18 protein-coding genes are annotated in these 20,912 nt (G+C 68.4%); 5 read left to right on the top strand and 13 right to left on the bottom strand.

Going from position 1 to position 20,912, the window contains the following annotated elements; translation table 11 throughout:
* Positions 1 to 10: 10 nt before the first annotated feature.
* On the bottom strand, positions 11 to 1,183 hold the full coding sequence (locus IEY58_RS02235) for a M20 aminoacylase family protein (RefSeq protein WP_189041975.1): 1,173 nt from the start codon (positions 1,181 to 1,183) through the stop codon (positions 11 to 13).
* A gap of 211 nt (positions 1,184 to 1,394) precedes the next feature.
* Here IEY58_RS02235 and IEY58_RS02230 point away from each other — a divergent pair, with 211 nt between their 5' ends.
* Positions 1,395 to 2,285 carry a hypothetical protein gene (locus IEY58_RS02230; RefSeq protein WP_189041973.1) on the top strand — a complete coding sequence of 297 codons (891 nt, stop codon included), beginning with the start codon at positions 1,395 to 1,397 and terminating at the stop codon, positions 2,283 to 2,285.
* A 7-nt stretch (positions 2,286 to 2,292) separates the two neighbouring features.
* On the opposite strand, the gene IEY58_RS02225 is transcribed toward IEY58_RS02230, so the two are convergent.
* On the bottom strand, positions 2,293 to 2,733 hold the full coding sequence (locus tag IEY58_RS02225) for a nuclear transport factor 2 family protein (protein WP_189041971.1): 441 nt from the start codon (positions 2,731 to 2,733) through the stop codon (positions 2,293 to 2,295).
* Positions 2,734 to 2,904: 171 nt separating this feature from the next.
* On the opposite strand from IEY58_RS02225, the gene IEY58_RS02220 reads away from it, so the two are divergent.
* The gene (locus tag IEY58_RS02220) at positions 2,905 to 3,432 is read left to right on the top strand and encodes a GNAT family N-acetyltransferase (protein ID WP_189041969.1); all 528 of its coding nucleotides are present in this window, start codon (positions 2,905 to 2,907) and stop codon (positions 3,430 to 3,432) included.
* Here the strand turns inward: IEY58_RS02220 and IEY58_RS02215 are convergent.
* The 8 genes from IEY58_RS02215 to IEY58_RS02180 form a co-directional block, all read right to left on the bottom strand.
* Positions 3,429 to 4,973: an acetolactate synthase large subunit gene (locus IEY58_RS02215; protein ID WP_189041968.1), complete on the bottom strand. Its 1,545-nt coding sequence runs from the start codon at positions 4,971 to 4,973 to the stop codon at positions 3,429 to 3,431. The genes IEY58_RS02220 and IEY58_RS02215 overlap by 4 nt on opposite strands.
* A 115-nt stretch (positions 4,974 to 5,088) precedes the next feature.
* On the bottom strand, positions 5,089 to 6,294 hold the full coding sequence (locus tag IEY58_RS02210) for an acyltransferase family protein (RefSeq protein WP_229743431.1): 1,206 nt from the start codon (positions 6,292 to 6,294) through the stop codon (positions 5,089 to 5,091).
* A gap of 179 nt (positions 6,295 to 6,473) precedes the next feature.
* Positions 6,474 to 7,868 (bottom strand): glycosyltransferase family 4 protein, encoded by a 1,395-nt coding sequence (locus IEY58_RS02205; RefSeq protein WP_189041966.1) that lies wholly within the window; start codon positions 7,866 to 7,868, stop codon positions 6,474 to 6,476.
* Positions 7,869 to 7,872: 4 nt separating this feature from the next.
* Positions 7,873 to 8,631, bottom strand: coding sequence for a class I SAM-dependent methyltransferase (locus IEY58_RS02200; RefSeq protein ID WP_229743430.1), 759 nt, complete (start codon positions 8,629 to 8,631; stop codon positions 7,873 to 7,875).
* Positions 8,624 to 9,907 (bottom strand): glycosyltransferase family 2 protein, encoded by a 1,284-nt coding sequence (locus IEY58_RS02195; RefSeq protein WP_189041964.1) that lies wholly within the window; start codon positions 9,905 to 9,907, stop codon positions 8,624 to 8,626. Before IEY58_RS02195 ends, IEY58_RS02200 begins: the two co-directional genes overlap by 8 nt.
* A gap of 56 nt (positions 9,908 to 9,963) precedes the next feature.
* On the bottom strand, positions 9,964 to 11,190 hold the full coding sequence (locus tag IEY58_RS02190) for a glycosyltransferase family 2 protein (RefSeq protein WP_189041962.1): 1,227 nt from the start codon (positions 11,188 to 11,190) through the stop codon (positions 9,964 to 9,966).
* A gap of 13 nt (positions 11,191 to 11,203) precedes the next feature.
* Positions 11,204 to 13,042 carry an ABC transporter ATP-binding protein gene (locus IEY58_RS02185; protein WP_189041960.1) on the bottom strand — a complete coding sequence of 613 codons (1,839 nt, stop codon included), beginning with the start codon at positions 13,040 to 13,042 and terminating at the stop codon, positions 11,204 to 11,206.
* Positions 13,043 to 13,069: 27 nt separating this feature from the next.
* Positions 13,070 to 14,128 (bottom strand): glycosyltransferase family 2 protein, encoded by a 1,059-nt coding sequence (locus IEY58_RS02180; RefSeq protein ID WP_189041958.1) that lies wholly within the window; start codon positions 14,126 to 14,128, stop codon positions 13,070 to 13,072.
* A gap of 405 nt (positions 14,129 to 14,533) precedes the next feature.
* Here IEY58_RS02180 and IEY58_RS02175 point away from each other — a divergent pair, with 405 nt between their 5' ends.
* Positions 14,534 to 15,022, top strand: coding sequence for a PAS domain-containing protein (locus IEY58_RS02175; RefSeq protein ID WP_189041957.1), 489 nt, complete (start codon positions 14,534 to 14,536; stop codon positions 15,020 to 15,022).
* Between the two features lie 45 nt (positions 15,023 to 15,067).
* Here the strand turns inward: IEY58_RS02175 and IEY58_RS02170 are convergent, their stop codons facing one another.
* Entirely contained in the window at positions 15,068 to 16,009 is a 942-nt protein-coding gene (locus IEY58_RS02170) for an acetamidase/formamidase family protein (protein ID WP_189041955.1), read from the bottom strand.
* Positions 16,006 to 17,364: an amidase gene (locus tag IEY58_RS02165; protein ID WP_189041953.1), complete on the bottom strand. Its 1,359-nt coding sequence runs from the start codon at positions 17,362 to 17,364 to the stop codon at positions 16,006 to 16,008. Before IEY58_RS02165 ends, IEY58_RS02170 begins: the two co-directional genes overlap by 4 nt.
* A 240-nt stretch (positions 17,365 to 17,604) precedes the next feature.
* Here IEY58_RS02165 and IEY58_RS02160 point away from each other — a divergent pair, with 240 nt between their 5' ends.
* Positions 17,605 to 17,802 (top strand): hypothetical protein, encoded by a 198-nt coding sequence (locus tag IEY58_RS02160; protein WP_189041951.1) that lies wholly within the window; start codon positions 17,605 to 17,607, stop codon positions 17,800 to 17,802.
* Between the two features lie 170 nt (positions 17,803 to 17,972).
* On the opposite strand, the gene IEY58_RS02155 is transcribed toward IEY58_RS02160, so the two are convergent.
* Positions 17,973 to 19,682 carry an NADPH-dependent assimilatory sulfite reductase hemoprotein subunit gene (locus IEY58_RS02155; RefSeq protein ID WP_229743429.1) on the bottom strand — a complete coding sequence of 570 codons (1,710 nt, stop codon included), beginning with the start codon at positions 19,680 to 19,682 and terminating at the stop codon, positions 17,973 to 17,975.
* A gap of 194 nt (positions 19,683 to 19,876) precedes the next feature.
* Between IEY58_RS02155 and IEY58_RS02150 the strand changes: the two genes are divergently transcribed.
* Entirely contained in the window at positions 19,877 to 20,878 is a 1,002-nt protein-coding gene (locus IEY58_RS02150; RefSeq protein WP_189041948.1) for an ABC transporter substrate-binding protein, read from the top strand.
* The last annotated feature ends 34 nt before the right edge of the window (positions 20,879 to 20,912 follow it).

The raw sequence follows: 20,912 nt of genomic DNA, 5'->3' as shown, positions 1-20,912 counted from the left end.
ACCTCAGCAATCAGCCGCGCGGCAGCTCCTGTTCGACGAGTGCCGACCAGATCGAGGCGCCGATCGGCAGGATATCGTCGTTGAAATCATAGCTCGGGTGATGGACCGGGATCTGGCCCTTGTCGGCGCCGGCCTGGCCGACCTTGATATAACAGCCCGGCCGCGCCTCGAGCATGAAGGCGAAGTCCTCGCCGCCCATGGACGGCACACGCTCGCGGATCACCCTGTCCTCGCCAAGGACACGCGCCGCAGCGGCAGCGATGCGGTCGGTCTCGGCCGCATGGTTGCGCGTCACCGGATATTTGCGCGTGTATTCGACCCGGGCCTCGGCGCCGAACGCGGCGGCCGTGGTCTCCGCGATCTGGGTCAGGAGGCGCTGCGCGTCGTCGCGCACCTCCGGCGTCAGCGTGCGGACCGTACCGTCGAGCCAGCCCGTATGCGGGATGACGTTGGTCGCGGAGCCGGCATGGAACTGGCAGGTCGAGATGACGACGCTGTCGAGCGGGTTGACCCGGCGCGACGCGATCGACTGCAGCGCCACGACGATATGCGATCCCACCAGCACCGGATCGATGCAGAAATGCGGCTTCGCGGCGTGGCCGCCCTTGCCGGTGATATGGATGCGGAACGAGTCGGACGCCGCCTGGACCGGGCCGGCCACGACCGAGACTTCGCCCACGGGCAGCGTCGTGTCGTTATGCAGGCCGTAGACCGCGTCGGCCGGGAACTTGTCGAACAGGCCTTCTTCGACCATGACCCGGCCGCCGCCGCCGCCCTCCTCGGCCGGCTGGAAGATGAAATGCACCGTCCCGTCGAAATTCCGCGTCTCGGCCAGATACTTGGCGGCGCCGAGCAGCATCGTCGTGTGACCGTCATGACCGCAGGCGTGCATCTTGCCATCGGTCTTGGAGCGATGGGCGAACTCGTTCGCCTCGCTCATCGGCAGCGCGTCCATGTCGGCGCGGATGCCGATCGCGCGGTCGGAATTGCCGACCTTGAGCGTGCCGACGACGCCGGTGCCGGCCAGCCCCCGATGCACCGCGATGCCCCATTCCGCGAGCTTGGCCGCAACGATATCCGACGTGCGCTGCTCCTCGAAACCCAGCTCCGGATGCTCGTGCAAGTCACGGCGCCAGGCCGTCATGTCGTCGTGGAAATGGGCGATGCGGTTGTTGATCGGCATGTTGGCGACCCGGTCGGTTGAAGCAGTGGGTCAGCCTGCCGCCCTTTGCGTGCCTTCGGCAAGCGCCAAGGCGCCGCGTCGGGCGCGCAGTCTATGCATCCCGCATACGCAACATATCGCGAGAAATCCGCGTTCGATCACCGCATAGGTTGCGCAAGTTCTATTTTTGTTCCATTCTCAAACTCCGCTCGCTCATAGCCAAGAGGACGAGATGGTTCGCCTTTCCAGTACGTTATCCCGCACTTGTCGCGCCGGTGCCCTCTGCGTCGTGCTCCTGGTCTTGCTTGCCGCGCCCGCGGCCCTCGCCGCTTCGATCCCGCTCGACGAGCCCGGCTTCACCAAGGCGGTGGCCAAGCTCTTCCGCAAGGCGATGCCCGGCACCAAGATCAAGGTCGAGGGCCCGCTCGCGCTCGAAGTGCGGCCGCCCGACGGCGGTTCGCAACGCGCACAGCTCGATACGATCTACAGTTTCTGCCAGCGCAATCCGGCGGATTGCGACGCGGCGGTCGAACAGCATGTCGCCCGCATGTCCGCGACCTTCCTGCAGCTGAACGTGGCGCCGGACCGGAAGCTGCTGCGCGCGGTGCTGCGTCCGTCCGTCTATGTCGAGCAGATCCGCAAGATCTATGCGGGCAAGGAAGAGCCGCCGATCGAGCCCTTCGTGGGCGATCTCTGGATCGTCTGCGCATTCGACATGCCCGAGGCCATCAAGTACCTGGCGCCGGGCGACCTCGCCAAGATGAACCTGAGCAAGGACGAGGCGCTCGCCATCGCCAAAAAGAACAACGTCGAGATGTTCCAGCCGATCGAGCGGGCCGCGCGCGCCTTTCCGGACGACGGCGTCGGCATCGTATCGAACAACGCCTATGATTCGAGCCGTCTCCTGGCGTTCGACAGCTGGGCGCCGATCGCGGCCAAGACCGGCGGACAGCTGCTGGCATCGGCACCCGCGGCCGACGCGGTCATCTTCTTCGACGCACGGCGGCCGGACGCGCTCGACATCATGCGCCGCTATACGGCCATGGTCGCGGCGCATGAGACCCGGCCGTTCCCGCCGCAGATCTTCCGCTGGTCGCCGGCCGGCTGGATCGTGACCGAATGAGTCCGGCCTAGATTTTGCGGTCGTAGTAGGTGTCGTCTTCCGCGATATGGCCGTTTTTCACGGTATAGACAGACATCAGACGCGCGACGATCGGCTTGTCTTCAGCACCACCCCAATGGCCGGTGAGCGAAAACTGCACATAGACGTGAGGGCCGACGCTCTCGATCAGGGTGATATTGTCCTTGGCGTCCGGGATCGCCGCAAACAGCTTGCGGTACGTGTCCGCGATCGGCTTGTTGCCGCTGAGGTTCGGGTCGTCGGGCGAGTGCAGCGTCGCGTCGACGGCGTAGGCGCCTTCGATCGCATCGGCGTCGTGTCGATTGAACGCGTCAAACTTGTGTTGCACGGTTTCGATCGGCGCGCCGCCGGCATTGGCAATATCAGGCAGCAAAAATCCCATTACGAAACAGATTGGATACATGATGAAGGGCAGACTTTTGTTTGCCATATCGACCAATCCTCCATTCATTATTATAATGAGCCTACCATAGGGGGCGAAAATCTCGATCGAAAAACGGCTAATAGGCCATTAAGAACAATCACGACGGCGCATGCTCATTCAGGTGCCGGCACAAGATCGGATCTTTCCCGGCGTGCCGGCGAATGGGATGCTGGCCTGATGATGATTGCCGAAACGAACCCCACGCCTGTCCACATCGCTTGCCTCGCGGCGGACGATGGTCCGGAGATCGTCGCGGCCGCGCGCCTGCTCCTGGGCGAATATCGCGATTATGCCCGGGCGGTCGCCGGGCCCGGCTTCAAGATGGCAAAGTTCGAGGCCGAGATCGCGGGCCTGCCGGCAAGCCATATCGTCGAGGGCGGCGGCCTGCTGATCGCCTGGGCCGGTGCCGCACCCGCCGGCTGCGTCACCTTCCGGCCCTTGCCTGAGGTGCTGCCGGAACGGGCGACGGAGCTGAAGCGCCTCTGGGTGCGCGCGCCCTTCCGCGGCCGGGGCCTGGCCGAGCGGCTGGTCGAGGCCGTCGCGGCCGCGACGCGCGCCACGGGCGGGACCGCGGTCTATCTCGACACCGAACCCGATCGCATGCCCGCCGCCGTGCGGCTCTACCGGCGCTTGGGCTTCACCGGCTGCCCGCTCTACCGGCCGTTCGACCCGGGCGTCCGCGCATTCCGGCTCGGGCTCGCCTAAAGCACCGCCTCGACCAGATAGGGCCCCGGCGTCGCCAGGCCTTCGGCGAAGCGGCGGTTGAATTCCTCCATGTCGGTGACGCGCACGCCCGGGACGCCCATGCCGCGGGCGAGCGAAACCCAGTCGAGATCGGGCCGGCCGATGTCGAGCATGTCGAGCGCCTTGCGGCCGACGTTCTCAGCACCGACGTTGGCGAGCTCGCCGCGCAGGATGGCGTAGGAGCGGTTGGCGAACAGCACGATCGTGACGTCAAGCTGCTCGCGCGCCATGGTCCAGAGCGCCTGCAGCGTGTACATGCCGCTGCCGTCGGCCTGCAGGCACACGGTCTTGCGGTCGGGTGCCGCGAGCGCAGCGCCCGTCGCCATGGGCAGGCCGAGGCCGATCGAGCCACCCATGTTCTGCAGCCAGGTATGCGGCCGCGCCTGGCGCGTCGGCGGGAAGAAGGCGCGACCGCTCGACACCGCCTCGTCGATGACGATCGCCTGCTCCGGCAGGAGGGCCGCCAGCGACCGGCTGATCGCCTCGGGTGTCACGGCGCCGGTGGCCGGCACCGGCAAGTCGAGGCTTGCCACGGGCGCCGCATGCCGGCCGGCGCCGAGCGCATCGGCAAGCGCCTCGAGAGCGCCCACCAGATCTTCCTCCGGCCGGGCCAGCACATGGCATTCGCAGCCGGGCGCGGTCAGCACGCTCGGCTTGTCCGGGTAGGCGAAGAAGGCGACCGGCTGCTTCGAGCCGACCAGGATGACATGGCGGAAGTCGGCAAGCGCTTTGACGGCGAGATCGACCGGATAAGGCACGCGCTCGACCGGTACCCGGCCGGCGCCGCGCTCGATCCGGGCGTTGAAGGTCTGCGCCATGAGCCTGACGCCGGTCGCGGCCGCGATCCGGCCGGCGAGTTCGAGCCCGCGCTCGCGCAGCGCCGGCCCGGCCAGGAGCAGCAAGGTCGGCTCGCCGCTGCGCAGAATGCGCGCGGCCGCCTCGACCGCCTCGCCCGAGACCGCGGCCCGCACCGGCACCGGCGGCACCGAGGCGGGACCGGCGCCCTCGTTCCAGGCCGTGTCAGCCGGCAAGATCAAGGTTGCGACCCGGCCCGGCGGCGTGCGCGCCGCCGCGATCGCCGCCGCCCCGTCGGCCGCGACGCTTCGGGCGTCGGGCGAAGTCCGGACCCAGCCCGAAAACGGCTTCGCCGCCGTCTCGATGTCGGAGGTGAGCGGCGCGTCGTAAGCCCGGTGGTATGTGGCATGATCGCCGACGATGTTGACGATCGGCGTCGAGGCCTTGACCGCGTTGTGCAGGTTGGCCAAGCCGTTGGCGAGCCCGGGGCCGAGATGCAGCAGGGTCGCCGCCGGCTTGTCCGCCATGCGCGCATAGCCGTCGGCCGCACCGGTCACGATGCCCTCGAACAGGCCCAGGACGCAGCGCATGCCCTCGACGCGGTCGAGGGCGGCCACGAAATGCATCTCCGACGTGCCGGGATTGGCGAAGCAGACCTCGACCCCGCCGTCGACCAGCGTCCGCACCAGGCTTTCCGCACCGTTCATTCCGTCGCCTCCCCGAGTTTCGAACACAGCCGCCCATGGTTTCCGCAGAATGGGGCCAGCGCAAGCGATTGTCGCCAGTAAGCGCTCCTGGGTGAGCGCTCCTGGGTGAGCGCGGCTAGGCCCGGCCGCGGACCAGGATCGCGCCCGCGATGCGGGCGCCCCGCGCGCGGAGCGGCGCCTCGACCAGGCGGAAGTTCAGTTCAGCCAGTACGGCCATCAGCGCCAGCGCCAGCAGGACGAGCAGCCAGCCACGGCCGTGAGCCGGCTCGATCGCGAGCCGCAGCCACAGCTCACGCACGGCGAACATGACCGGGACATGCAGCAGATAGAGCGCATAGGACCGGCCGCCGACCCAGAGCAGCGCGCGCTTCACGCGGCCGTCGCGCATCAGGTAGTCGCCGTCGAACGAGGCCACCAGCACCAATGCCGCCGACAAGAGCGCGATGAGGCCGATCGGGAACCAGACGACGGCGCTGCCCGCCGCCTCGACCGCCGCCAGCAGCACCAGGGGCAGCGTCAGGACCGCACCGCGGGCGAGCCGGTTCCGCGCGAGCCCCCGCGGCTCGAACAGGCGGTAGGTCGGGCCCCGGCTCCAGAGCGCGATCAGGATGCCGAGCATCAGCGCGTCGGTGCGCACGACCATCAGGAACGGAGTCCGCACGACGAACAGCTGCAGGAGCACGCCCGCGCCCAGCACCAGGGGCAGCCAGCGGCGCGAAAGGAAGATCACGGCCGGGAAGACCAGATAGAACTGCTCCTCGAGCGACAGGCTCCAATAAGAAAAGCTCGCGCCGTAAGGGAAATGGCCGAACGCCGCCATGAAGCGGAAATTCGCGACATCGAGCAGCCCGGCGATCGTCGCCTCGACGTTCGTGCGGAACGAGCCGAACAGGCCCGAGCGGTTGAAGGCAAGCGACAACGCGAGAACCAACGCGAGCCATAGCCAGGCCGATGGCAGCAGGCGCCAGGCCCGGCGCACCCAGAAGGCGAGCGTCACCCGCACGAAGTCGAGCGAATCTCGGCATCCATCGAGGCTCGGCACCAGTCCCCGAGCGATCACGAAGCCCGAAATCGCGAAGAACAGATCGACGCCGCAGCCGAAGCGGAAATAGCTGTAGAAACCGTCGACCAGCGGGCTGTGCCAGCTGATCAGGTTGTCCCGCGCATGCTCGAGGATGGTGAACAGCACGGCGAAGCCGCGCAGCAACTCGATGTCGGCGATCCGGCCGTGGCCCGCGGGAATGCCGGCGGAGACGACGGTAGTATCGAGCGGGACCTCGGCTGGGCGGCCGGGCTCTACGAGCGTCTCAAAGGCGGACAATGAGGCGTGGGCTCCCTGATCGGACGGTGGGGTCCGCCCTTGTTCCGGCACCATAGCGTCCGGGGCAGGCCCGGGGAAGCGCTCGCGGCGCGACACGTACCGATTGCGACCGGCTCCTGAAGGTGGCAGCCGATTGCGCTCAGCGCCGACGGGCCTTGAAGCCTTAAGTTCGTGGAGCCTTAAGTTCGTGGTCCGGGCCGAGGGAACGGCGACAGTGCGTCGTCGCTCGGATGACCGGAAGGAACCGGGCCGCGCCCTTCGAGCATCGCCTGCAGCTGCCGGCCGACCGCCGGGATCGAGAAATTCTCCTCGACGCGGCGCCGGGCGATCCGGCCGAGCGCCTGGCTCACGTCCGGGTCGTCGAGCAGCAGTCCCAGCGACTGGGCGAGCACCGCGGCATCGTTCGGCCGCACCAGCAGGCCGCCCGACTCGCGGCCCGCCTCGAGGATGGTCCTCAGGGCTGGAATGTCGCTCGCGACCACCGGCAGCCCACACGCCATGGCTTCGAGCGGCGCCACCGGGAAGCCCTCGATCCGCGAGGGTAGCGTGTAGAGGTCGGCCGCGGACAGCGTGCGCCGCATCACCGCGCGATCGAGCTCATAGCGGTCGAACCACGTGAGACCCGGCAGCTGCCGGCGCGCGAGCTCCGCGCGCAGCACCTCGTCATCCTGCCCGGTGCCGACCAGGATCAGCCGGACATCCTGCTTGGGCCGCGCGGCCGTGACGAGGCGCCACGCGTCGAGCAGCACGTCGAGCCCCTTGCGATGCATGTCGATCCGGCCGTGGCAGACCACGATGCGCGCCTCGGGCGGCAAATCGAGCGCCCGGCGGGCCTCGGCGCGGTCCATCGGCCACCAGAGGTCGAGGTCGATCGGATTGTGCACCGGCCAGATCCGCGCCGTAGGCACGCCGTAGCGTTCCGCGACGCGCCTCGCTTCACCCTCGGCCCCGACGGCGAGACCGCGTGCCGCCTGCAGTGCGCGGCGCCGGAACAGATCCTCGAGCTGCCCGGCATGGCCGTCGCCGCCCTGGAAGCTCGCGTAGACCGGCAGCCTGAGCAGTCGACCCAGCAGCACGCAGACGTCGAACCGGGCATATTCATATTCCTGGGTCAGGATCGCCGTGCAGCCCTCGTGGCGCAGGGTCCGCGCGAGGGCCCCGAGCGGCGTCGCGAGATAGGGCGCAAGCTCCTTCACGACCTGGCGCGCCCATCGCCGCCCCCGCCCCCGCCCGGCACCCGGACCGAAGGCATCGTCGAGCGACCAGCCGTAGGGGTTGACCATATGGCGCGCGAGCCGGTCATAGGCCGGCCAGGCGGGGAGCACACAAATGCGCGTGCCTGACGGCACATGCCGCAGGCGCAGCGGCGCAGACACCCGGCGCGATACGCAGACAATGACCGGGCGCCAGCCAGCGAGCTTGAGCGCGTCGACGTAACCGAACAGCCAGCCGCCGGTCATCTGCCGGCAGAACGTCTCGAGCGTCAATCCGATCGGCTCGAGAAAATCCTCGATGAAGTTGCCCCAGGGCAGCAGCGCGATCGTCTTCCGCGACGGCGCGTCCGAGCTCGTCATGAGATCATGCCTTGCGCCAGAGCGCCGCCGTCTCCGTGCCGCGGCCGTCCGGCCGATGCAGGACATAGCCGAGGCCGGTCAGCGGCATCAGCAGCGCGCAGACGAGCGTGCGGAGCCGCGCCGGCAGACCCGAGAAGGAGACGTCGTGGCTGGGTGCCGTGAGTGGCGTGATGAAATTCGCGATCTTCTGGGCCGACTGCCCGACAAGCCCTTCGAGCTCCTCCAGCCGGTAGCCGCGCCGGACATGGCCCCATTCCGCCATGATCGATTGCTCGCTCGGGCAGATCGGCCGCAGCGCCCGGTAATAGGGGAAGCGCCAATATTCGTTCGGCGTGCTGACGAGCAGCGCGCCGCCCGGCCTCAACACGCGCAGGGCCTCCGCCATCGCGGCACGATCCTCCGGGATATGCTCCATCACGTCGAACATGGTGACGAGGTCGAAGGCACCGTCGGGGAACGGCAGCTGGGTCGCGTCGCCGCAGATGAAGTTGGTGCCCGGCTGCCGGTTGCTGGGCGCGTCGGCATAGGTGCGGTCGAGGTCGATGTTGACGATCTGGGCCTGGGGATAGAGCAGTGCCGTGAGCCCGCTGCGCCCGCCGCCGACCTCAAGGATCCGCGCCACCGGCTCGTCCGGCGCCACGTGATAGATCGCCCTCATCTTCTCGCGGTAGAAGAAGCCGTCGAGCAGCGGCTTCGGGAACGGGTTGCGGCGCAGGAAGACGCCCCGCGGCGCTTTATACGCGCGCCTCACGAACTCAAGCACCGGTCTCGCTCCTCGTTCGTCCGAGCGCCACCGGCCCGTTGCCGCGCCGGTCGGCCCGCCACAGGTTGAACGCGCCTCTGAGGCCGGCGCACCAGCCGGCAATCTCCGCCGGCAGCAGGCGCTGGCGGGATCCGAAGCCGCGTCGGCAGCCCTCCTTCAGGAGCCAGAGGTAGTAGTAGGGCAAGGAGACGAAGACGCGGCGGATGTCGCCCGCGTAATGCCAGCGCCAATATTGTACGAACAATGCTACGACATGGCCCTTCGTGTAGTCGCGCAGCTGGCGGGTGAGTCCTGCCCAGTCGGCGCGGTGATAGTGCCTGACGACCGCGGCCGGCTCGTAGCGGCAACGGGCGCCCACGGCGAGCAGCCGGTACCACAGTTCCGAATCCTCGCTGCAGCCGCTGGCGCCGGCGCCGAGCCGCTCGTCGAACAGGCCGACCCGCTCGAAAGCGGCACGGCGGAACCCCATGTTGGCGCCGGACCCGATGCGCCAGACGGGCACGCCCCGCCCCTTCATGGCGGCGAAGAACTCCGCGTCGAAATCCATGGCGCGGAACCCCTGGCCGAAGCCGCCCAAGTCCTGCTCGAACGCGACCTGTGCTGCGGTTTCGAGCTCGGCCGGCAGGACCAGGCCAGTGACCGCCATAACGCCCGGGTCAGCGAATGCCCGCACCATCGCCTGGGGCCAGTCGGGCTCGATCACCACATCGTCGTCCGTGAACAGCACGATGTCGCCGCGCGTCGCCGCCAGCCCGACATTGCGCGCGACGCTCAGACCCGGGCGCGGTTCGGCGAGATAGGCCACGTGGGGGAACGTGTCGACGATGCGCCGGGTCGCGGGATCGCCGGGCGCATTGTCGACCACAAGGATCTCGTCGAGCCCCCGCGCCTTCGCGACCGAGATCAGGCAGCGGGCCAGCGCCTGCGGCCGGCTCCGCGTGCAGATGATCAGCGACACGCGAGGCCGAGCCGGCTTGGCCTCGTCGGTCGTGGCCGCCTGGCCGAGCGCCTGCAGCGGTTGCGTCGCGGCGAGAAGGGCCGCGAGATCGGCCGGCGAATCGTCGGGCATGCGACGCCGGAAGACCGGCAGCATCGCCTTGAAGCCATGGTCGAGCGTCCGCGCGCCGACCGCTGGCGCGATGGTGCGCGCCGCCAGATTGGCGACGGCGCTCGCCGGCAGCGGCAGCTCGTCGGTCGACAGGCTCAACCGCCCGAGCGGCACGCGGCCCGACCAGAAGAACACCAGCAGGCTCTTGGCATCGGGCTCGGCGGTCAAGGCCGGAATTCGTTCTGCCAGGTCGATATGGCGGATGCGACAGGGCGCTTGGATCCTCATGGATAGGCCCGCCGGATACGCTCGATCCGCCGCATCGAACGGGAATATTCACCCGCGATGCCGGCGATGCCGCCCCACACCTCGGCCAGCACCATCACGAGCGGCGGCCCGTGCGGCCGGAGGCTGCGCACCGCCTCCTTGATCTGATATTTGATCCACCAGGCGAAGAACCGGAAGATGATCGGCCGGACCGCCGGGTCGGCGTGGTAGCACTTGGCGAGAAACGCCATGCAGCCGAGGCCCCAGCTCCAATATTGCCGGCGGAGGGCCGCGAGCTCGCGCCGGTGCTCGTGATAGACGAGCAGCTGCGGCTCGTAGACGAGGACATGGCCGGCGCGGACGATGCGGAAGAACGCGTCGAGATCGCCGCCGCCCGGCAGCGGGGCCCCGGTATCGAGCGCCTCGTCGAAGCCGCCGAGCGCCAGCATCGCATCCCGGCGGAACGCCATGTTGCAACCCGCGCCGAAGATGCCCGAGGCGCAGGGATAGAGCGGGTTCGCCGGAAAGCGTGCGCCATAGCGGATCTTGTCGAAGCCGCGCCGGAAGCCGCCGCGCTGCTCGAAGATGATCTGCGACGGCATGGCGAGCTCGAACGGCAGCACGAGCCCGGTGAAGGCGCCGGCATCCGGGTTCTCGGCCCAGGCCTCGCGCAGCCCGGCGAGCCAGCCCCGGTCGACCACGACATCGTCGTCGAGATAGGCGATCCAGTCGCCACTGGCCGACCCGAGGGCGCGGTTGCGGGCGAAATCGAGGCCCGGCCGCACCTCGAGCTCGTAACGGACGCCCGGTAAAGCCTCGATCACTTTGCGGGTCTGGTCGTCCGACGGCGCGTTGTCGACCACCAGCACCTCGATCGCCTGGCCGTCCGCCCGGCCCTGCTCGACCTGAGGCAGCAGCGAGGCGAGGCAGCGCCCGAGGCGGGCGGGCCGATCCTTGGTGCAGATCGCGACCGTCAGCGACGGCATCGGAGACGCGGCGAGCCGATCGGCGCTGTGCAGCTCCTCGGAGATGGCGACCTCGATCAGCTTTTCGCCGATCTCGGCCGTGATGATCGGGGCAAGTGCCGCCGGTTCGATCGTCGCACCGCCGGCGGCCGGTTTCATCAGGAAGCCCACGACGCGCCCATGGCGCCTGAGGACGAGCGCGTAGCCGGTCGCGTCCGGCGGCAGCTCCAGCCGCGGCAGGGGCGCCGTCACTTCCAGATCGTGCATGACATAGGGCATGGGGGCGCTCGGGCTAACGGACGGAAAGGGATGGGCTGTGCTGGAGGCGGTACATCCGGTGGAACAGCCCGGCCTTGGCGACCAGCGTCTCGAGATCGCCCTCCTCGGCGATCTGGCCGTGGTCGAGCACGACGATCCGGTCGGCGCGCTCGATCGTCGACAGCCGGTGCGCGATCACGACGACGGTGCGGTCGCGGCCGAAATGGTCGAGCGCGTCGCGGATCAGGTGCTCCGACAGGCTGTCGAGCGCGTTGGTCGCTTCGTCGAGGATCAGGATCTCAGGATCGCGGATGATGGCGCGCGCGAGCGCCAGGCGCTGTCGCTGGCCACCCGAGAGGCTGATCCCGCCGTCGCCTATCCTTGTGTCGTAGCCGGCCGGCAGGCGCTGAATGAAGGCGTCCGCATCGGCGAGCCGCGCCGCCGCCTCGATGGCGGCCCGATCGGCCTCCGGACTGCCATAGGCGATGTTCTCGGCCACGGTCGCGCCGAACATGTAGATGTCCTGGCTGACGATGCCGATCCGGCCGCGCCAGCCGTCGAGATCGAGATCGCTGATCCGATGGTCGTCGACGCGGATTTCGCCCGCATCCGCGTCGTAGAACCGGCAGATCAGGTTGACGAGCGTCGTCTTGCCGGCACCCGACGGCCCGACGAGCGCGGTCGTCCGGCCCGCCTCGATCTCGAGCGAGACGCCGTGGAGCGCCCGCGCATCGCTGCCGGGATAGCGGAAGCTCACGTTCTCGAACGAGATCGCACGCTCGAGCCGCCGGATCGTGGTGCGGCCGGAGCGAATGTAGCTCTTGTCCGCCGTATCGAGCAGCCACATCACGTCGCGCACGGAGCCGGCCGCGGCCGAGAGCGCCACCCAGGCGGAGCCGATGTAACGCGCCTGCGGCTGCAGCCGGAACAGGATCATCGAGAAGGCGATGAGCAGCGGCAGCGACGAGCGGTCGGCCATGACGGCGTGCAGGATGATGCCGAGCAGGACCAGGACCGACAGGACCTCGTGCACCGGGTGCGTCATCGCCGACAGCATATCCAGGCGGAAGAACGTGTCGCGCACCTGGCGCGAGGCCACCTCGAAACGCTCCCGCTCATAGGCCTCGCGCCCGAACGCGCGGATGACCTTCATGCCGCCGAACAGCTCCCACATCCGGGTCGCAAGTCCCTTGTTCGCCTCGACCGCCTCTTGCCCCAGGCGCTTGACGCCGGCCGTGGCAAAGCGGGTGACGAGCGAGATGACGGCGGTCGAGACCGCAACGATGAGCGTCAGGCGCCAGGAGATCACGAGGAGCAGCACGGAGAAGACCCCGACCGCCGAGATGCTGATCAACAGCGACATGAAGGCGCTGAGCGCGTCGGCCGTGCGCCACGTCTCGGTCGCGAGCGTGTTCATCAGCTGCCCGGACTGCTTGCCGTCGATATAGGCATGGCTCAGCGACAGCAGCTGCCGGACGATCGAGGTGCGCAGCTTGTGCGTGATGCGCGAATTCAGGAAGGCGTGCAGGAGTGCATTGCCGTAGGTGATCAGGTTCTTGACGATCGTGGTGCCGAAGATGAAGCCGCCGATGGCCATGAGCCGCGCGTCCGCGTCCATGTGCGCGAGCGGCGCCAGGATCCGCCCCAGGATTCCACCCTGGAGCCCATCGGCCGGGGCCTGCTGCAGCGCCTGGATCAGCGGCACGAACAGGCTGATGCCCAGGCCCTCGATGCAGTAGGACAACACGCCGAGCAAGAGGACCGCCGGCAGCGCCCAGCGCGGATAGAGCCTGACCAGCAGGCGCAGCGACTTGCCGACCGCGGCGTCGGCGCCCGAAAACGGACTCGGCGCGGTCGGGTTATCGGCCGTCATGGCATCCGGCCAGGGCCCAGGAGCTGATCAAAGGGCCGCCTCCGGCTCGACAAAATCGCAGAACGCCACCGGGTCGACCGAGCCCAGCACCCGCGTCCGACCGAGGAAGCGCGCCAGGACCGTGGCCGCAAACCGCAGGCTCGACGCATGCAGCAGCCCCAGGGGCCGCACGCGCCAAGCGCGCATCTGGTAGCGCAGCGCCTGCGGCAGGTCGTCGCGGCCGAGCGCCAGGCTCGCCAGGTAATGGTCGGCGAAGTAGCAGTGGCGCCTCAAGTGGCGCCGGGGAAGTTCCGGCCATTTTCCCATGAACCACGATCGCAGGAGACCGATCGATCGTTCCATGACGGCGACGTTCGAGGACATGTTTTCGCGGGTGCGGCGGTATCCCACCAGATGCCGGCGCACCACCGCGAATTCGCAGATCTCGGCGAGCGCCAGATAGAGTTTCCAATCCTCGGTGCCCTGCGCCCCCGCGGCCATCAGGCCGGGGTCGTAGCCGCCGACCGCCTCAAGGCAGGATCGGCGGATGAGCGGCGTACTGGCATTGCCCGGCAGGTTGCATTCGATCATGTCCGCCAGCACGCTGCCGGCTGCCCGGCTCTCGCATAGGTTGGGCACGGTCACGACATCGTCCTCGTCGATGCCGACGCTCCAGCAATAGACGACACCGGTCTCGGGCCCGGACCGGGCAAGCGCCGCCAGCTGCTGGGCGAGCTTCGCCGGATGCCAGAGATCGTCCGCGTCGACCGGGGCGATCAGCGTGCCTTCAGCCTGCGTCAGCGCGAAGTTGCGCGCCGCCGCGACGCCCCCATGATCGCGCCGGAACAGCTTGATCCGCGGGTCGCGCAGCGCCGCCGCCTCGACGATCGCCGTCGTCTGGTCGGTCGAGCCGTCGTCGACGACCAGGACTTCGAGCCGGGCATGGGTCTGCGCCAGGACCGATGCGAGCGTCCGTTCAACGAAGCGCGCCGCGTTGTAGGTCGGGATGATGACCGAGACGAGCGTACTGTCTGGCTCGGAAGGAGCACCCGCCGCGTCGCGCGCGCGGCCGGTCTTCGATGGCGTACTTCCGATGACCGTCGTCATGTTTTTCCGGATTCCCGACAAAGCACGGCACCAGAATAGTGCGCTGCAGCAACGTTAATTTTGTTTCGCGGGTTCCAGCAGTCGGCGTGTCATTTTTATTCCTGCAGCGGCGATGCCCGCGGGAGTGGAGATTTCCGTTCACTTAAGACAAAGAAATACAGATCGTCACAATTCCAGGATGTGCCGGTTCTTTTCTGGAGCTTTCCTGCCAGGCGGCGGCGAAGGCGCGGCACGCGCCGGCCAGCGGCGAGACTTTGCCCTTTCCCGTCGAAACCGCGCGAAACCGATGCTAGAGTTGCGCGCCACACGTGTTGCCCGACACATGATGCCCGATGCCCAACACGTGATACCGGACGCGCGACGCCGGGCATGTGTCGCCGGACATGTGTTGGGCGCGGAGCAGCGATGATCGTCGACCACGCCATTGTTCCCGGCAGCACGAAGCGGCTCTCGATCGGTGAGTGCCGGCCGGAGCTGCAGGAACTCCACGCGCTCTGGCAAAGGCTGCGCGGCAATCGGCGTATGCCGGCGCGGCGCGATTTCGATCCCATCCAGGTGCCGAAACTGCTGCCGGACATGTTCCTGGTCGACGTGCTGGCCGGCAACCCGCCCGAACGGCGCTACCGCGTCCGCCTGCAGGGGACCGCACAGGCCGACTACTACGGCGCCGACTGGACCGGTTCCTATATCCACCAGATGATCGACCAGGAATCCGCCGACCGGTTCTGCGCCGTTGGCGATTTCATCGTCGCGAGCCGTGAGCCATGGATCTCGACCGGCGCGCTCTACTGGCTGCCGGAAAAGCCGTACTACCGCTTCGAAAGCGTACTCCTGCCGCTGTCGGACGACGGCATCTCGGTCAACATGATCCTGGGGCTGACGCGGCTATTCTAGAGCCGGATTCACGCATTGGCTGGTTCCAGCCAATGCGACCGCGCTCTAGCGCCGCGCGAGCAGGCTCTTCGCCAGCATGGCGTGGACGCCCTTGTTGCCGTCGACCAGCTGCGTCACGCGCAGGTCGCAGGCGACGCTGGTCAACATATAGGCGTCCTCGCGCGGCAGGCCCGTCGTCGCCGCGATCAGGTCGATCATGTCGCGGAGTGCCGCCTTGGCGGCGTCGTCCAGGTCGGGATCGAAGCCCATGGTGATCCAATGCGTCGGCGTCTCGGCGCGCGGCAGGGCGAGCGTCAGGTCCTTGCGCAGCACGATGCGGAAGCGGCCTTCGAGCGCCGTCTCGAGCGCGGTCAGGCAGACCTCGCCGTCGCCCTGCGCGGCATGGCCGTCGCCGACCGAAAACAGCGCGCCCTGCGCGAACACCGGCAGATAGAGCACGGTGCCGGGCACCAGTTCCTTCAGGTCGATGTTACCGCCATAGGCGCGCGGCTCGATCGTGCTGACCGCGCCGAACACGGACGGCGGCGCCACGCCCATGACGCCGAAGAAGGGGGCGAGCGGCAGTTCCGTACCCCAAGGCAAGATCGCGACGCCGCGCGCCCGATCCAGCCGCGTATGCCAGAGTTTCCGCATCGGGAAGTCCTCGGGCAGCGTGCCCAAGGTTGGATGGATCGCAGTCCAGGCCCAGTCCTGCCGGCACTCGACGGTCTCGATATGGATTTCCAGCACATGGCCGGGCTCGGCGCCTTCGACCGCGATCGGGCCGGTCAAGAGATGGCCGCGCATGCGCGGCGTCAGCGCCTCGATCACTGCCAGATGGTCCGGCAGACGCGTGAACCCTTCAGGCGGCAAGACGTCGCGCCCGCCGGAGATCGCCTCGATCGTCACCCGGTCGCCCGAGCGGATGGAGAGGACCGGCGGCAGGGCCGCATCGAAGAAGCCCCAATGGCAGGTCTCGGGGGTCGAGCCCAGGCGATGGTCGGTCATGCCGCGAGCGCCCCCTCGACCGCCTGGCCGACCGCAAGCAGCCGCCGGTCCTGGCCGGTCTCGCCGACCAGCATCAGGCCGACCGGCAGCTCGCCCGGCGCCTGGATCGGCAGGCTGAGCGCGCAGCGGTCGAGCAGGTTGAAGATCGTCGTGTTGCGCAGCACGACGCCGTTGAGCCGCATATAGTCCGCGTCCGCGGCCACCTCGTCCTGGCGCGGCGGGGGCACGGCGATGGTCGGCGCCAGCACCGCGTCGAACGGCCGGGTCTCGGCGTCGAACTCGGCGATGCGCGCGGCGCGGAACTCGCGCGCCGCAATATAGTCGGCCGCCGAAGTGCCGCTCGCCGCCTCGAGCCGCGACCGGACGCGCGGATCGTAGCGATGGCCGGCGCGGGCGATGAGTGCCCGATGCCAGGCATAGGCCTCGGGGGCCGCGACGCCACCCAGCTGGTAGATATCGAGCACGCGCCCCAGCACCGCCATCGGCGCCTCGACGATGCGGGCGCCGGCGTCGGCGAGGCGCCGGACCGCCCGGCCGAAGGCGGTCGCCACGACCGGCGCCAGCCCGTCCAGCACGACATGCTGCGGCACCGCCAGGCGCAGGCCGGCGAGCGGTAGTTGGGCAAGCGATGTCGGCGCCTCACCGGCCAAGATCGCGTCGACCAGTGCGCAGCACGCGACGGACGCGGCGAGCGGCCCGATCGAATCGAGCGAGGTCGACAGCGGGATGGCCCCTTCGCGGGTGACGCGGCGCTGGGTCGGCTTGAAGCCGGCGAGGCCGCAGAACGCCGCCGGGATGCGCACCGAGCCGCCGGTGTCGGTGCCGATTGCCGCCGCCGCCATGCCGTCGGCAACCGAGACGCCGGCGCCCGACGAGGAGCCGCCCGGCACGCGCGCCCGGTCGAACGGATTGCCGGGCGTGCCGTAGTGCGGGTTGAGGCCGAGGCCGGAATAGGCGAATTCGACCATGTTGGTCTTGCCAATAATGACGGCGCCGGCCGCGCGCAGCCGCCGGACGATCGGCGCGTCCGCGGCCGCCGGCGGCCGGTCGTCGAGTGCCACCGAACCGGCGAGCGTCACCTCGCCGGCCACGTCGAACAGGTCCTTGATCGAGATCGGCAATCCCGCGAGCGGCGACGGGACCTGACCCAGCGCGCGCAGGCGATCCGATGCCGCCGCCGCCGCCCGGGCCGCCGCCGCATAGGTCTTGGTATAGGTCCGGGCGCCCTCGCCCGCCGGATCCTCGATGCGGGCGAGCGCCGCCTCGACGAGCTCGACGCTGGTGGTCCGGCCGGCGGCGAGGTCGGCGGCAAGGCCGGCCAAGGTCGGCAGGCGATTCGGAGACAGGGCGGACATGGGCGGATGGTTCCCGACAGGAAAGCGAGGCCCCCGATGTTGCCAGGAAACGGCGCCGACGCAATCGTCGGATCGCCGCGGGGGGTATTTCGGGCCTCGCGTTATCTGTCCTTTAAGAGGTCTCTGCGACGCTTGGCCCGCGTGGCAGGGATTGGCGAGACGCCGCCCGAGCCTTGTATTTTTCCCGCCGTTTCCCGGCCCGAAGCGCCGGCACCGGCCGTAGTTTGAAGGGGATCGCCCATGAGCGTCGTCGGATTGACCCTGGCCAGCGGCGAGCCCGTCTATGTCAACCCGGACCGGGTCAATCGCTTGAGCAAGGCCGCCCTGCTGGCATCGGACGCGTTCACCGAGATCGCGTTCGGCCAGGGCGACACGATCGTCGTCAAGGGCGACATGGACTATATCGCCTTCCAGCTTTTCCCCGACCGAGTGCGCTAAAACCGGACCCTAAACTTCCCTCGCCCGCTTGCGGGAGAGGGAGGGGCCCAGCCGCATGGCTGGGAGGGTGAGGGTCTATCGGGCGACCAGTCCTGCCTGCAGCATCACCCTCACCTGGCTCGCTTCCGCTCGCCGCCCTCTCCCACAAGTGGGCGAGGGTTTGAAACCGCCTATTCCGCCGCGTCGGCGGTCTGGGCGCCCTCGACGGTCTCGGCCAGCCGGTCGAGACCCCAGCGCTGGCAGAAGTCGCCGAAGCCTTCGCCCGCCGTGCGCTCGGCGGCGAAGAGCGCGAAAATCGGCTCGAGCGTGCGGCCGATCTCCGCCATCGGCACGCGCTCGAACACCCGGGCATTGAGCCGCGTCGTGTCGAAGTCGCCGCCCAGATAGATCGCGTAATGGCCGGGAATGCGGCCGACGAGGCCGATGTCGCCGACCGACGGCCGCGCGCAGCCGTTGGGGCAGCCGGTGACGCGCAGCGCGATGCGCTCGTCGCCAAGGCCGTGGCGCTTCAGCACACCCTCGATATCGACCAGGATGTCGTCCAGCACGCGCTCGGCCTCCGTCAGCGCCAGACCGCAGCTCGGCAGCGCCGGGCAGGCGAGCGCGAAGCGGCGGAGCAGCGTCTCGAAGCCCGGCAGGGTGACGCCCTCCTCGACCAGGATCGCCTCGAGCCGCGCTTTGTCCGTCTCCGCGACGTCGGCGAAGATCACATCCTGCGCCGGTGTGAACACCGGCCGGCTCTTGACCTCGCTCAGCACGCGCCGGAGCGCCGTCGCTACGTGGACCTTGCCCTTGTCCTCGATCCGGCCGCTCAGGATCGGCAGGCCGTAGTACCACTGGCCGTCGCCCTGCGGGTGCCAGCCGGAATGATCCTTGATCTTGAGCGCCGGGAACGGCCGCGGGTCCTCGAGCGGCTTGCCCAGGTGCCGCTCCATCTCGGCCTTGATGCGCGGTACGCCCAGCGCGTCGACGACATACTTGAGCCGCGCATGCTTGCGGTCGACGCGGTCGCCCCAGTCGCGATGGATCTTGACCACCGCCTTGACCGCGTCGAGCAGGTCGTCCGGCTCGATGAAGGCGACGTAGCTGCCGAGGCGCGGATAGGTGTGCGCCTTGTTGTGGGTCATGCCGAGGCCGCCGCCGACCGCGAAGACGTAGCCCTGCAGTTCATCGCCGTCGAACAGCGCGATGATGCCGAGGTCGTTGGTCAGCACCTCGATCGAATTGTCCTCGGGCGCCGTGATGCCGATCTTGAACTTGCGCGGCAGGTAGGTCGTGCCATAGAGCGGATCGACCTCGGGCTCGTCCGCCGGCGCCGGCTTGATCTGCTCGTCGCCGATCCAGATCTCGTGGTAGGACTTGGTCTTCGCGAAGAGTGCGTTCGTGATCATGACCGCGTCGGCCCGGATGCGCCGGTGCACCGCGTCCTCGATCGGCGCCGCGGTCGCCGTCACGTTGCGCGCGATGTCGCCGCAGGCGCCGAACGTCGTGAGCAACGCCCGGTTCACGCCGTGGATGGTCGCCCAGAGGTCCTGCTTGGCAAGCCCATGGAACTGCAGTCCCTGACGCGTCGTGATCCTGAGCCGGCCCTGGCTGTACTTCTGGGCGAGCGCGTCGACGGCGAGATATTGCTCGGCGCTCATGAGGCCGCCGGGCGCCTTGATGCGCGCCATGAACTCCGTGCGCTTGTCCGCACCCGCCTGCTTCAGCTCGGTCGCACTGTCGCGATCATACCCCTGATAGATTCCGTGGAACTTCAGCAGCTGATGATCAGATTCGGGGAAAGCCGCCGTCGGTGCCGCGAGCTCCTCGGCGATCGTGCCGCGCAGGTGCCGGCTCGCCGCCTTGAACCCCTCGACCTTGGACACCTTTGAAGCCAAGGATTCCCCTGCGTTTTCCGCGACCATAGCGTAGCTCCGCCGACCGACCACATAACGAATTTGGGATACGATACATAGTCTGTTTTGAAAAATGTGAAATAGATAATTTCACTCTCGGATCGTGTTTATAAGACTGTGGCCGGAAAGCCCCATCCCGTGCGACAGTCGGGACAGGGTTACCGGCGAGGGATTCCATGCGCTTGCTGCCGGCGGCGGTTGGCCTCTTTGCAATGCTGCTCTGCGGTGGTGCCGCGGCACGCGCCGAGACGAACGAGATCCGGATCGCGATGCAGCCCGGCGTCGGGCAGCTGCCGATGAGCGTGCTGCGCGGCCGGGGCCTGATCGAAGCCGCGGTCGAGCAGCGCGGCCTGCCCCGGCCCAGGATCGAATGGACCGAGCTCGTCGGCGGTGCCGCCCTTAACGAGGCGCTTATCGCCGGGCGCGCCGACCTGGTCGCCGCCGGCATCACGCCGATGATCCAGCTCTGGTCGCGCAGCCGTGCCTCGCTGGGCGTGCGCGGCATCGCGGCGCTGGGCTCGATGCCGATGTTCCTGCTGACGGCCGATCCGCGCATCCAGTCGATCCGCGATTTCGCCGCCAACGACCGCATCGCCGTGCCCGCGGTCGGCGTCAGCATCCACGCGATCGTGCTGGAGATGGCGGCCGAGCGGGCGTTCGGCGGCAAATGGTCCGCCCTCAACGACCAGACCGTGGGCATGAGCTATGCCGATGCCGCGGTGGCGCTCATGACCCGCTCGGGCACCGTGACGGCCGCCTTCTCAGTCTCGCCGTTCCAGGAACAGCAGCTCGAAGATCCACACATTCATCGTGTGTTGAGCAGCTACGATGTCATGGGCGGACCGCATACCCAGGCCGCGCTTTATACCAGTGCCCGGTTCCACGACGACAATCCCGAGACGATGGCCGCGATCTTCGAAGCGCTTGACCAGACCATGCGCTTCATCCGCAGCGATCCGAAGGCTGCGGCCGAGGCCTATGTCGAAACCGAGCAGTCGCCGCTCTCGACCGATTTCGTCGAGCACATCGTGCGCGACCCGGACCACGTCTTCACGATCGTGCCGCAGAACGTGCAGCGCTTCGCCGACTTCCTCTATCGCACCGGCCAGATCAAGGCACCGCCGAAATTCTGGACCGACCTGTTCTTCAACGAGGTCGCAAGCCGTTCCGGGAGTTGAGGCACGGCATTCGAATTTTATGAATTACAAATCT

The organism is Aliidongia dinghuensis (assembly GCF_014643535.1).
GTDB classification, from domain to species: Bacteria; Pseudomonadota; Alphaproteobacteria; order ATCC43930; family CGMCC-115725; genus Aliidongia; species Aliidongia dinghuensis.
The sequence above is the reverse complement of the archived record's forward strand: the minus strand, read 5'-3'. Positions and strand labels throughout refer to the sequence as shown.

Bases quoted from the DNA above. Each gene is read 5' to 3' on its own strand.
- IEY58_RS02175 (WP_189041957.1), top strand. From the start codon at position 14,534: ATGATCGTCGACCACGCCATTGTTCCCGGCAGCACGAAGCGGCTCTCG.
- IEY58_RS02205 (WP_189041966.1), bottom strand. From the start codon at position 7,868: ATGACGAGCTCGGACGCGCCGTCGCGGAAGACGATCGCGCTGCTGCCC.
- IEY58_RS02150 (WP_189041948.1), top strand. From the start codon at position 19,877: ATGCGCTTGCTGCCGGCGGCGGTTGGCCTCTTTGCAATGCTGCTCTGC.
- IEY58_RS02160 (WP_189041951.1), top strand. From the start codon at position 17,605: ATGAGCGTCGTCGGATTGACCCTGGCCAGCGGCGAGCCCGTCTATGTC.
- IEY58_RS02235 (WP_189041975.1), bottom strand. From the start codon at position 1,183: ATGCCGATCAACAACCGCATCGCCCATTTCCACGACGACATGACGGCC.
- IEY58_RS02165 (WP_189041953.1), bottom strand. From the start codon at position 17,364: ATGTCCGCCCTGTCTCCGAATCGCCTGCCGACCTTGGCCGGCCTTGCC.
- IEY58_RS02170 (WP_189041955.1), bottom strand. From the start codon at position 16,009: ATGACCGACCATCGCCTGGGCTCGACCCCCGAGACCTGCCATTGGGGC.
- IEY58_RS02215 (WP_189041968.1), bottom strand. From the start codon at position 4,973: ATGAACGGTGCGGAAAGCCTGGTGCGGACGCTGGTCGACGGCGGGGTC.
- IEY58_RS02220 (WP_189041969.1), top strand. From the start codon at position 2,905: ATGATGATTGCCGAAACGAACCCCACGCCTGTCCACATCGCTTGCCTC.
- IEY58_RS02230 (WP_189041973.1), top strand. From the start codon at position 1,395: ATGGTTCGCCTTTCCAGTACGTTATCCCGCACTTGTCGCGCCGGTGCC.
- IEY58_RS02225 (WP_189041971.1), bottom strand. From the start codon at position 2,733: ATGGCAAACAAAAGTCTGCCCTTCATCATGTATCCAATCTGTTTCGTA.
- IEY58_RS02190 (WP_189041962.1), bottom strand. From the start codon at position 11,190: ATGCCCTATGTCATGCACGATCTGGAAGTGACGGCGCCCCTGCCGCGG.
- IEY58_RS02185 (WP_189041960.1), bottom strand. From the start codon at position 13,042: ATGACGGCCGATAACCCGACCGCGCCGAGTCCGTTTTCGGGCGCCGAC.
- IEY58_RS02180 (WP_189041958.1), bottom strand. From the start codon at position 14,128: ATGACGACGGTCATCGGAAGTACGCCATCGAAGACCGGCCGCGCGCGC.